This window comes from Neoroseomonas rubea (genome assembly GCF_016106015.1).
In the GTDB taxonomy this organism is placed as follows: Bacteria; Pseudomonadota; Alphaproteobacteria; order Acetobacterales; family Acetobacteraceae; genus Neoroseomonas; species Neoroseomonas rubea.
On sequence record NZ_JACADQ010000116.1, the window covers coordinates 1 to 11,161 of the forward strand.

11 protein-coding genes are annotated in these 11,161 nt (G+C 71.9%); 8 read left to right on the top strand and 3 right to left on the bottom strand.

The window, feature by feature from the left end; all coding sequences use genetic code 11:
• Window positions 1–104: 104 nt before the first annotated feature.
• Window positions 105–1,289, bottom strand: coding sequence for a lactonase family protein (locus HW577_RS12765; RefSeq protein WP_198376519.1), 1,185 nt, complete (start codon window positions 1,287–1,289; stop codon window positions 105–107).
• Between the two features lie 126 nt (window positions 1,290–1,415).
• On the opposite strand from HW577_RS12765, the gene HW577_RS12770 reads away from it, so the two are divergent.
• The 8 genes from HW577_RS12770 to pcaB all read left to right on the top strand — a co-directional run bounded on the left by HW577_RS12770 (window position 1,416) and on the right by pcaB (window position 9,284).
• Complete coding sequence (locus HW577_RS12770) at window positions 1,416–2,300, top strand: 2-dehydro-3-deoxygalactonokinase (protein WP_198376520.1); 885 nt, start codon at window positions 1,416–1,418, stop codon at window positions 2,298–2,300.
• Window positions 2,297–2,917, top strand: coding sequence for a 2-dehydro-3-deoxy-6-phosphogalactonate aldolase (locus tag HW577_RS12775; protein WP_198376521.1), 621 nt, complete (start codon window positions 2,297–2,299; stop codon window positions 2,915–2,917). The genes HW577_RS12770 and HW577_RS12775 overlap by 4 nt, the downstream gene beginning before the upstream one ends.
• Window positions 2,918–2,998: 81 nt before the next feature.
• Complete coding sequence (locus HW577_RS12780) at window positions 2,999–4,045, top strand: TRAP transporter substrate-binding protein (protein ID WP_198376522.1); 1,047 nt, start codon at window positions 2,999–3,001, stop codon at window positions 4,043–4,045.
• A 19-nt stretch (window positions 4,046–4,064) separates the two neighbouring features.
• Window positions 4,065–4,559 (top strand): TRAP transporter small permease, encoded by a 495-nt coding sequence (locus HW577_RS12785; RefSeq protein WP_332837664.1) that lies wholly within the window; start codon window positions 4,065–4,067, stop codon window positions 4,557–4,559.
• Window positions 4,559–5,881 (top strand): TRAP transporter large permease, encoded by a 1,323-nt coding sequence (locus HW577_RS12790; RefSeq protein ID WP_198376523.1) that lies wholly within the window; start codon window positions 4,559–4,561, stop codon window positions 5,879–5,881. Before HW577_RS12785 ends, HW577_RS12790 begins: the two co-directional genes overlap by 1 nt.
• A gap of 51 nt (window positions 5,882–5,932) precedes the next feature.
• Window positions 5,933–7,045: an S-(hydroxymethyl)glutathione dehydrogenase/class III alcohol dehydrogenase gene (locus tag HW577_RS12795; protein ID WP_198376524.1), complete on the top strand. Its 1,113-nt coding sequence runs from the start codon at window positions 5,933–5,935 to the stop codon at window positions 7,043–7,045.
• A gap of 218 nt (window positions 7,046–7,263) precedes the next feature.
• Window positions 7,264–7,869, top strand: a complete 606-nt coding sequence (locus HW577_RS12800; protein ID WP_198376525.1) for a ribosome-inactivating family protein — start codon at window positions 7,264–7,266, stop codon at window positions 7,867–7,869.
• Window positions 7,870–7,934: 65 nt separating this feature from the next.
• Window positions 7,935–9,284, top strand: a complete 1,350-nt coding sequence (gene pcaB, locus HW577_RS12805; RefSeq protein WP_198376526.1) for a 3-carboxy-cis,cis-muconate cycloisomerase — start codon at window positions 7,935–7,937, stop codon at window positions 9,282–9,284.
• 47 nt (window positions 9,285–9,331) lie between these two features.
• On the opposite strand, the gene HW577_RS12810 is transcribed toward pcaB, so the two are convergent.
• Both HW577_RS12810 and HW577_RS12815 read right to left on the bottom strand, forming a co-directional pair.
• On the bottom strand, window positions 9,332–9,973 hold the full coding sequence (locus tag HW577_RS12810) for a transglycosylase SLT domain-containing protein (RefSeq protein WP_232474896.1): 642 nt from the start codon (window positions 9,971–9,973) through the stop codon (window positions 9,332–9,334).
• 475 nt (window positions 9,974–10,448) lie between these two features.
• Window positions 10,449–11,161 (bottom strand): thiamine pyrophosphate-dependent enzyme (locus tag HW577_RS12815; RefSeq protein ID WP_232474897.1); only part of this gene is annotated, 713 nt, incomplete at its 5' end.

Below are 11,161 nucleotides of genomic sequence, written 5' to 3' on the forward strand. Positions count from 1 at the left end.
CCGGAAAGCGCGCGAGATCGGCGCGCGGGGCAGGCGCAGGCCGGCGGACCGGTCCCGCGCCCGGACCTCGACGCAAGGGGGGGCCGCCCCCTTGAGGTTCGCCGTCAACGCCGCGCGGGCGCGTCCGCCGTGCGGATCGCCGCCGGGCCGCCATTGACCGCGATGCGCTGGCGCGTATCGGTCAGCCGCCCGTCCTGGAAGCGGAACACCGCGATGTTCCGGTCGGCCATGTTCTGCACGAGGATGGTGCGCCCGTCGCGGGAGAAGGCGATGCCCTGCGCCCAGTCCCCGATCGGCGCGCGCGCCACTTCGCGCAGCCGGCCATTGTCGATCCGCAGCATCACCAGCTGCCCGCGCCCGCGCAGCGGGTGCCCCTGCGGCCGCGCCGATCCGTTGTGGATCGTCACCGCCACATGCCGATTGTCCGGGCTGACCTGGATGCCTTCCGGCGTCGGCCCGACCGAGATCGTGTCCGCCGCGAGATAGGGTTCGCGCCGCAGGTCGATCAGCGTGACCGTGTCGGCATCCCCGCCGCCGCGGCCGATATTCGCCGCGACCGCCCAGCGCCCGTCGCCCGTGATGCCCATGCCGTAGGGACGGATGCCGGCGGTGATGTCGCGGTCGGTCTTGGTGACCGTCTCGCCATCCACCGTCAGCACCGAGACGAAGGACCCCGCCGCATCGTCGCGGGTGACGAGCGCGCGGCGCCCATCCGGCGTGAACTGCACATGCGCCGGCGAGGAGGTGGCGTTGCCGATCGTGACCGTCGAGACGGGCGCCAGCGCCCCGTTGGCGAAGCGGAAGACGCTGACCGTGCCGGCGTTGCGGTTGGCCACCAGCACCAGGTTGCCCGCCCGGTTGATCGAGACGCCGGACGGCCCGGCGCCAGCTTCGACCACCTGCGTCACGCGCGGCGGCGTGGCGCGCAGGTCGATCACCTGCACCCGGTTGTCCGGCACGGTGCGGGAGGCATTCGCCGGGTCCAGCCGCTCGGCCGAGGTGACGATGGCGTAGCGCTCATCCGGCGTGATCGCCACCGAGGTGGGCGGGCCGACGACGGAATGGGACAGCGGCACCTCTCCCACCACGCGCGGGGCGCGGCCGCCGAGGTCGATGATCGTCGCCGTGTCGGTCGTGGCGTCGGAGACGATCCGGTTCACCCCGTTCTCGAGCCGTCGCTTGCTGTCATTGCCGGACACCGCGATCTGCGCCGCCGCCGGCAGGGCGGAGACGGCCAGGATGGTCAGCGCGAGCGCCCAGCGGGGCCGCCGCGACACATTTCCGTTCATGGATTTGGTTCCTCCCGATATCATGCCCGGCAGTGAAACATTTCCGCGCGCCGGGGCCGGCGCAAGTGGGCGTTGCGCGAGGGGCCGTGTTTTTGGCATCCGGTCCCTGCAAGGTTGGGGGAAGCAATGATCGGCGTCGATTGGGGGACATCGAACCTGCGCGCCTACCGCCTGGCGGGGGATGGCCGGATCGCGGCCCGGCGGGAGGCGCCGCGCGGCATCCTCACCATCGAGCCCGGCGGCTTCCCCGATGCGCTGCGCGCGGTCGTCGGCGACTGGATCGCGGCCGGCGAGACGCGCGTGCTCCTCTCCGGCATGGTCGGGAGCCGCCAGGGCTGGCAGGAAGCGCCCTATATCCCCTGCCCCGCCGGCTTCGACACCCTCGTCGAGCGCCTGGTCCGTCTGCCCTTCGAGGATGCGGAGGCGCTGCTCGTGCCGGGCCTGACCTGCCGCGACCGGCAGGGCGTGCCGGAGGTCCTGCGCGGGGAGGAGACGGAAATGCTCGGCGCCGCCGCGAGCCTCGGCGGGGGGGAGGCGACGGTCTGCCTGCCCGGCAGCCATTCCAAATGGGCCCAACTGTCCGGCGGGCGGGTTACCGGCTTCGCCACCCACATGACCGGCGAAGCCTTCTCGGCGCTCTCGGGGCACACCATCCTCGCGCGCACGCTCGACCCCCGCGCGCCGCACCATGCCGGGGCCTTTGCCCGGGGCGTCGCGCGCGCCCGGCAGGGGGGCGGGCTGCTGCACCACCTGTTCGGCCTGCGCGCCGCCGCGCTGTTCGACGAGCTGGGGGAGGAGGAGGCCGGCTCCTTCCTCTCCGGCCTGCTGATCGGGCACGAGATCGCCGCGGCGCTCGAGGCCGGCGTCGCGCCGCCCGTCATCCTCGTCGGCGGCAGCCTTCTCACCGAACGCTACGCCGCGGCGCTCGACGCCTTCGGCGTGCCGAGCCGGGAAGCGCCGCCCGATGCCGCCGCACGCGGCCTCGCCCTGATTGGCAGCGCGCTGCCATGAGCCTCGCCCCCTGGCTCGATGCCTGCCCCGCCGTGGCCATCCTGCGCGGCATCACGCCGGAGGAGGCGGAGCCCGTCGGCGCCGCGCTGCTCGCCGAGGGGCTGACCATTCTCGAAGTGCCGCTGAACTCGCCCCGCCCGATCGAGAGCATCCGCCGCCTGGCCGCGGCCTTCGGCGACCGTGCGCTGGTCGGCGCGGGAACCGTGACGAATGAGGAGGAGGTCGCGGCCGTCGCGCGCGCCGGCGGGCGGTTGATGGTGACGCCCCATGCCGCGCCGCCGCTGGTGCTCGCCGCCCGCGCGCGCGGCATGGTCGCCTGCCCGGGCTTCTTCACCCCGGCCGAGGCCTTCTCCCTGCTCGCCGCGGGGGCCGATGCGCTGAAGCTGTTCCCGGCCGAGGGCGCATCCCCCGCCATGCTGCGCGCGCTGCTCGCGGTGCTGCCGCGCGGCACGGCCGTGCTGCCGGTGGGCGGCATGACGGCAGAGACGATCCCCCCCTGGCGCGCGGCGGGGGCGGCAGGCTTCGGCTTCGGGTCGTGGCTCTATCGCCCGGGTGACGCGCCCGACGTGGTGCGGGCGAAGGCGCGTGCGCTGCGCGGGGCGCTCGGGTTGGGCTGACCGGGCGGTTTCCCTTGCGCCGCGACGCGGGACGGGCGACCAATCGCGGCAAGCAAGAATGCCGACAGGGGGACATGCCAGATGCTTCATCGCCGCCTGCTGCTGACCGGGGCCGCGCTCGCCGCGCCCGCGCTGGTCACGCCGCGCCGCGCCGCAGCGCAGGAGGTGACGCTGCGGCTGCACCACTTCCTGCCGGCCGTCTCCAACGTCCATCGCCACTTCCTGGTTCCCTGGACGAACAAGGTGCGGGAGGAGTCAGGCGGGCGGCTGCGCATCCAGATCTTCCCCTCAATGCAGCTCGGCGGCGCGCCGCCGCAGCTCTATGACCAGGCGAAGGACGGCGTCGCCGACATCGTCTGGACCCTGCCCGGCAACACCCCCGGCCGCTTCCCGCGCATCGAGGTCATCGAGCTGCCCTTCATCGCCCACAAGCGGGCGAGCGTGAACGCGCGCGTCACCTGGCGGATGTTCGACCGCCACATGCGGCCCGACTTCGCCGAGACGCACATCCTGTGCGCCTGGGCGCACGACCATGGGCTGATCCATGCGCGGCGCGAGGTGAAGACGATGGACGACCTGCGCGGCCTGAAGCTGCGCTTCCCGACGCGCCAGGCCGGCGAGGCGCTGCGCGCGCTGGGCGCGACCGCGATCGGCATGCCGGTGCCGCAGGTGCCCGAGGCGCTGTCCCAGGGCGTGATCGATGGCGCCGTCGTGCCCTGGGAGATCGTCCCTTCGATCCGCATCCACGAGATGGTGCGCCACCATGTCGGCATCCCGGGCAGCCCGACGCTCTACACGGCCTCCTTCATCCTGGCGATGAACAAGGCGCGCTACGACGGGCTCGACCCCGACCTCAGGCGCGTGCTGGACGCGAATTCGGGCGAGGTGGCGGCGATCATGGCTTCCCGCGTCTGGGACGAGGAAGGCCCCAAGGTCGAGGAGATGGTCCGCCGCCGCGGCAACGCCATCACCGAGATCACGGCCGAGGAGAAGGCGCGCTGGCAGGCGGCGACCGCGCCCGTGGTGCAGGCCTGGATCGGCCAGATGCGCGAGAGGAGCATCGACGGCGCCGCGCTGGTCGAGGAGACGCGCGCCCTCGTCGCCCAGCTCGGCCAGGGCGTTTCCTGACCGCCCGCCACCCCCGCGCGTGAGCCAGCCCGCGCCGCCCGCGGGGCCGATCGCGCGGCTCGCCACCGTCGTTGCGCTCGGCGCGGGGCTCGTGCTGCTGGCCGTCGCCTTCATGGTCACGGCATCGGTCCTGCTGCGCTGGCTGGCGGGGCAGCCGATCCGCGGCGATGTCGAACTCGTGCAGCTGGGTGGCGGGCTGGCGGTGCTGGGCTGCCTTGCCTACGGCACGCTGATGCGCGCCAACATCTTCGTGGACAGCTTTTCCGGCTGGCTGCCCCCCCGCGTGACGCAGGCGATCGACGGTTTCTGGAACCTGGTCTGGGGCCTGGCCGCACTGGTGCTCGCCGAGCGCATGGCAGTGGGCGCGTTGGAGGCGCTGCGGACGGGGACCACCACCATCGGCCTGCTCGCCGTGCCGATCTGGTGGGCGATCCTGGCCGGTGCCGGGGGCTTCGCCGCGACGGGGCTGGCCGCGCTGTACTGGACCTGGCGCGCGGCGCGTGGGCGCGGCTGATGGCCGAGGAATTCATCCTGGCCGGCACAGGCTTCGCGGCGCTGCTGCTGCTGCTCGCGCTGCGCTGCCCGATCGGGCTCGCCATGCTGATCGTCGGCTGCGCGGGCTATGCGCACATCGTCGATGCGACGCGGCTGCTCGCCTATCTCAAGACCACGCCCTTCTTCCTGTTCGCCAACTACACGCTGACCGTCATCCCGCTGTTCATCCTGATGGGCGCGCTGGCCGAGCGCGGCGGGCTGGCGCGGGACCTGTTCACGGCCGCGAACGCGCTGGTCGGCCACCGGCGGGGCGGGATGGCGATGGCGGTGATCGGCGCCTCGGCCGGCTTCGGGGCGGTGTGCGGCTCCTCGGTCGCGACCACGGCGACCTTCGGCCGCGCCGCCCTGCCCGAATTGCGCCGCTACGGCGTCGCGCCAGGCTTCGCGGCGGGAACGGTCGCGGTGGGCGGCGTGCTCGGCATCCTGATCCCGCCCTCGGTCATCCTGGTGGTCTATGCCATCAGCACCGAGCAGAACATCGCGAAGCTGTTCATGGCGGCGCTGGTCCCCGGGCTGATGGCGACGGGGTTCTATATCCTCGCCATCGCCTGGCGGGTGCGGCGCCGGGCGGATCTCTGCCCCGCGGGCGCGCGGGTGCCCGCCGAGGAGCGGCGCGCCGCGCTGCTGCGCGTGATCCCGGTGCTGCTGATCGCCGTCGCGGTGGTGGGCGGCATCTATGGCGGAATCTTCACGCCGACCGAAAGTGCGGCGGTCGGCTGCGCGCTGACGCTGCTGGTGGGCCTCACGCGGCGCACGCTCAGCCCGCGGCAGATCCGCGAGAGCCTGCAGGCGACCGCCGAGACCACGGCCATGATCTTCGTCATCCTGTTGGGGGCGGAGGTGTTCAACGCCTTCCTCGCCTTGTCCCAGGCACCGGACCTGCTGGCCATGTGGGTCGCCGACCAGGGCTTCCCGCCCTATGGCGTGCTGGTCGCCTTCCTCGCCGTCTACATCCTCCTGGGCGCGGTGATGGACGAGCTGGCAATGATGCTGCTGACGCTGCCGGTCTTCTTCCCCGTCATCACCGCGCTCGACTTCGGATTGACGAGCGAGGAGACGGCGATCTGGTTCGGCATCCTGGTGCTGGTGGTGGTCGGCACCGGGCTGACAGCGCCGCCGATCGGGCTGAATGTCTTCGTCGTCTCCAGCATGGCGCGGGACGTGCCGATGGGGGCGATCTACCGCGCGGTGCTGCCCTATCTGCTGACGGATTTCGTGCGGCTGGCGCTGCTCATCGGCTTCCCCGCGATCTCGCTCACGCTCGTGCGCGCCTTGACCTGAACCGGGGGCGTAGCGAAGCATGCCGCGCGCAGCCCCGAGGAGTCGCCGCCGATGAAGACCCGTGCCGCCGTCGCCTGGAAGGCGGGCGCCCCGCTGACCATCGAGACCATCGAGATCGGCGGCCCCAAGCCGGGCGAGGTGCTGGTCGAGGTGATGGCAACGGGCGTCTGCCACACCGACGCCTACACGCTGTCGGGGGCCGACCCCGAAGGGATCTTCCCGGCGATCCTGGGGCATGAGGGCGCGGGCATCGTGCGGGAGGTCGGCGCGGGCGTGACCACACTCAAGCCGGGCGACCACGTGATCCCGCTCTACACGCCGGAATGCCGGCAGTGCAAAACCTGCCTGTCGCGGCGGTCGAACCTGTGCACGGCGATCCGCGCGACGCAGGGCAAGGGGGTGATGCCGGACGGATCATCCCGCTTCTCCTGCGACCAGGGCACCGTGTTCCACTACATGGGCTGCAGCACCTTCGCGAACTTCACCGTGCTGCCGGAAATCGCGCTGGCGAAGGTCCGGGAAGACGCGCCCTTCGACAAGATCTGCTACATCGGCTGCGGTGTCACGACCGGCATCGGCGCGGTGATCAACACCGCCAAGGTCTGGCCCGGCGCGAATGTCGCGGTGTTCGGCCTGGGCGGGATCGGGCTGAACGTGTTGCAGGCGGCGCGCATGGTGGGTGCCGACAAGATCATCGGCGTCGACATCAATCCCGCGCGCGAGGAGATGGCGCGCAGGTTCGGCATGACCGACTTCGTGAACCCCGACGCGATTGGCCGCGACAAGGTGGTGCAGGCGATCGTCGACCTGACCGGCGGCGGCGCCGATTTCTCCTTCGAATGCGTCGGCAATGTCCACCTGATGCGCCAGGCGCTGGAATGCACCCATCGCGGCTGGGGGGAGAGCATCATCATCGGCGTTGCCGCCAGCGGGCAGGAGATCAGCACCCGCCCCTTCCAGCTGGTGACGGGCCGCAACTGGCGCGGCACCGCCTTCGGCGGCGCGCGCGGGCGCACCGACGTGCCGAAGATCGTGGACTGGTACATGGAGGGGAAGATCGAGATCGACAGCCTGATCACCCACACCATGCCGCTCGACGAGATCAACACCGCCTTCGACCTGATGCACGAAGGCAAGTCGATCCGCTCCGTCGTCCTCTACTGACCGGGCGGCGTGACGCCGCGGGCATGATGCAACAGCCCGCGGCCGGCACAACGGCGGCAAGCCCGGCGCGTGTCCGGCGCGCGGGGGCATGAAGAGGAACCCCACCGCGTCGCCGAAGGCGGCCGTTGGTGTGAGGCGCATCACGCAGCGGCGGGGCAGCCCGCTGCGGCGCGCTGCGCCGCCATGGTAGCGTCGCCCCCTCGACGGGAGGCCGCGCCATGTCCGGCAACATCGCCCTGCTGCACCAGCCCGACGATTTCCGTGCCTGGGTGCAGTTGTCGCCCTACCTCTATCCCTTCACGCTGAAGGAGATGCGCTACCGCCTTTCCCTCGACCGCACGGGCTTCGAGGTGATCGAGGTCTGGGCGCCGATCGACGCGCCGCGCATCGCGCTCGCGATCGACCGGCGCAGCCTCTATCTGTTCGGGCTGCGCGCCCTGCCGCACGGCAAGTGGTACGTGTTCAAGGACTACGCGCGCCCCGGCAACCCGCCCGGCGCGCCGGTGGTCGAGGTGGAGGAAGCGCTGAACTACTCGGTGCTGCTCGGCGCAGCGCCGAAGGCGATCTCCATGCCGCCGGTGCAGCTGCTGACCCAGGCCGCGGGCTTCGGCGCCGAACGCGCGAGCCCGCAGCAATTGCAGGCGGTCGCGGCGCTGATGTTCCTGGTGCCGGAGGCGCTGCGCTTCGATTCCGTCATGCTCGCCGCCATGCGCTATTTCGACCGGAACTACCTGCCGGTCGGCGAGCTGCTGAAGGTCGTGCAGGACTGGGCCGGGGCCACGTCGCGGGGCTCGACCGACGTGCTGCTGCCGCATCTGGGCTGAACCCCTTGCGTGCCGCGCCGCCCATGGCTTGATGGCGGCGAGAAGGCCCGGAAGGAAACGCCGCCATGCCCGTGAACCCCGCCGATGGCGCCGTGCTCGGCGCGCTGTATGGCACCGACCCGATGCGCGCCGCGATGGGCGAACACGCCTTCCTCCAGCGCATGCTGGACGTGGAGGCGGCGCTCGCGCGCGCCCAGGCGCGGCTCGCACTGATCCCGGCCGAGGCCGCGGCGGCGATCACCGCGGCGGCGGATGCGACGCGGCTCGACCTTCCCGCCATGGCGGCTGCCACGCGCAACACGGGCTATCCGGTCGTCGCGCTGGTGAAGCAGTTGACCGCGCTGGCGGGCCCCGATGCCGGGCGCTGGACCCATTGGGGGGCCACCACCCAGGACATCATGGACACCGCGCTGGTGCTGCAGATGCGCGACGGGCTCGGGCTGATCGAGGCCGATCTGCGGGCGACCTGCGCGGGCCTCGCCGCGCTGGCGCGCACGCATCGTGACACGGTGATGGCCGGGCGGACGCATCTCCAGCACGCGCTGCCGGTCACCTTCGGCACCAAGGCGGCGGTCTGGCTCGCGCCGCTGCTCAACTCGCTGGAACGCCTGGCGGAGATGCGCCCGCGCCTGCTGCGGCTGTCCTTCGGCGGGGCGGCGGGCACGCTCGCCTCGCTGGGTGGGAAAGGGCTCGACGTCTCGCGGGAACTCGCGAAGGAACTGGACCTCGCGGAAGCGGAGATCCCCTGGCACGTGGCGCGCGACGGGCTGAACGAAGCGGCCTGCTGGCTCGGCATCGTCTGCGGCAACCTCTCCAAGATCGCGACCGACGTGATGCTGCTTATGCAGACGGAAGTGGCCGAGGTGAGCGAGCCGCATGTGCGCGGCCGCGGCGGGTCATCGACCATGCCGCAGAAGCGCAACCCGATCGCCTGCGAGTATGTGCTGGCGCAGGCGCGTGGCGTGCACGCGCTCGTGCCCCAGATGCTCGCCGCCATGGCGCAGGACCTCGAGCGCGGCACCGGCCCCTGGCAGGCCGAGATGCTCGCCTTGCCGCAGGCGATGTTGCTCACCCACGGCGCCGTCTGCCAGGCGCGCTTCATCGCCGAGGGGCTGGTGGTGGATCCCGCGCGGATGCGCCGCAACCTCGACGCGACCGGCGGGCTGATCGTCAGCGAGGCGGTGATGATGGGCCTCGCCCCGCTGCTCGGGCGGGGGGAGGCGCATCACGTGGTGAACGATGCCTGCGACCTCGCCATCGCCGAGGGGCTGAGCCTGGCGGATGCGCTGCTGCGCGACGGGCGGCTGGCCGGGAAGCTGGACCGCGATGCGATCGCGCGCATGACGGACCCGTCCGCCTATCTGGGGTCGGCGCAGGCCTTCGTGGACCGGGTGCTGGCGCGCATGCCGGGCTGAGGCGCGCGCCCTTCGCCGGACAGCCGGCGAAGGGCGCGCGCGGTGCGCTACGGCGCCTCTGCCATTTCCAGCAGCGCCTGGCCGTTGCGGCGGAACTGCGCCATCTGGGTCCGCGTGCCGCGGCAGCGTTCCACGAAGAGGTTCGACTGCGGCGCCACCACGTCGATCTTGCTGCGCACGCGGCAGACAAGGCGCGTTGTCTGGCGCGGCGAGCCGCCATGCCAGCGCACCACCGCCATGCCCCAGTCGCCGTAGGTCTCGTAGTGCTGGCGGAGGTAGTTGGCCGCCCAATCGGTCGCCTGCCAGGGATCGAGCGGCCATGCCTCCCCGCCCCGCGCATGGACGCCGGCATTCACCTGCACGCAGCCGGCCATGACGGACCGGCCGCCGGCGGCGCGCAGCACGCGCAACGCTTCCTCCCGGCTTTCGGGATAGACCGCGCGGCCGCGGATGTTCATGGCGTGCGCGTGCAGGCCGCTCTCATTCAGCGCGATGCCGACGAGCAGCCCTTCCGGCAGCCCGTGCTTGCGCTCGGCCTCGCGGGCCGCCTCGAGGCAGGCGGAGCGGGGCGACAGATCCTCCCGCGCGAGCGCGGGAGCAGCGAGGTTGCGCGTCATGGCGTCGGCATCCGGCGCGCAGGCGGACAGGACAAAGGCGCCGGCGATCGCCGTGGCCCAGACCGGCGCCATGAGGCGCCGCCGGGACCGGTTGATGGGATCGGATAACCGGCGAAGCCGGAACCCTGGAGGACGGGCGCCCCGCGGCAATGCGCGCGAGGTCGCCGCTAGCTGACGCCGGCAGGGGGATGCCGACGATCCATTCGCGGTCGTCATGGCGTTCTACAATCACGGTCCGCGCCAAAGATCAAATCTCGATTTCGACAACAGATGGCCGAGCCCCCCGCCGCAGACAATGCGGCAGGAATGGGGCCAAGTCTTTTTGAAGTTCTTCTTCAGTTTCTCGGCGCGCTTCTTATTTCAGGATGACGAAGATTAACTTGCAAATACACTATTCAACGACCGCCTAAGCCCCATCAGATTTCTCACGGACCATCGGACCCGCAAGGAGATTTTCGCAGCAATCAGGACGCATCCCGACAGGCGGGACGATTCGGGCCGGCGCCGCGATGCGCCGCCCCGCCCCCGTCATCCGCGGAACGCCGCGTCAGCCCATGCGGATCGACGGTGCCGGCTGCCCCTCGATCAGCACGTTCACGCAGGCCGCGCGGCCGGAAGCGAAGGCGCGCTCCATCGCCGGCACGATCTCCTCCGCCCGCGTCACGAATTCCCCATGCGCGCCGAGCGCGGCCGCCACCAGGTCGTAGCGGGTGCCGGGGGCGAGTTCGCAGCCATGGGCGCGGTTCGCGCCGTATTCGCGCAGCTGGATCTGGTGCTCCGCGTTCCATTTCGCGTCGTTTCCCACGACGGCCACGAAGGGCAGCCCGTGGCGGTGCGCGGTGTCGAATTCCGCCATGTGGAAGCCGAAGGTGCCGTCGCCCATCACCGCGAGGATGCGCCCCTTGGGCCGCGCCGCGCGCGCGGCGAGCGCGAAGGGCAGCCCCGCGCCGATCGCCCCCGCGACGCCGTTGATGATGCGCGCAGGCGCGGCGAGGATCGCCTGCGCCCATTGCCCGATCTCCCCGCCATCGCAGACCAGCACGTCGTCGGGCGCGGCGAGGTAGGGCCGCAACGCCTGGCAGAGCGTGGCGGGATGGATCGGCCCTTCCGGCGCACCCGCCAGCGCGGCCCAGCCCGGCGGGCGGTGCGCGATGGCGCCGGCAAGCCGCTGCGCCCAGGCCTTGTTCGCATGCGACGCGATGGCCGTGACGCTGTTCCGGCTTTCCGAGGTCGAGGAGCGGATGCTGAACGAGGTGCCCT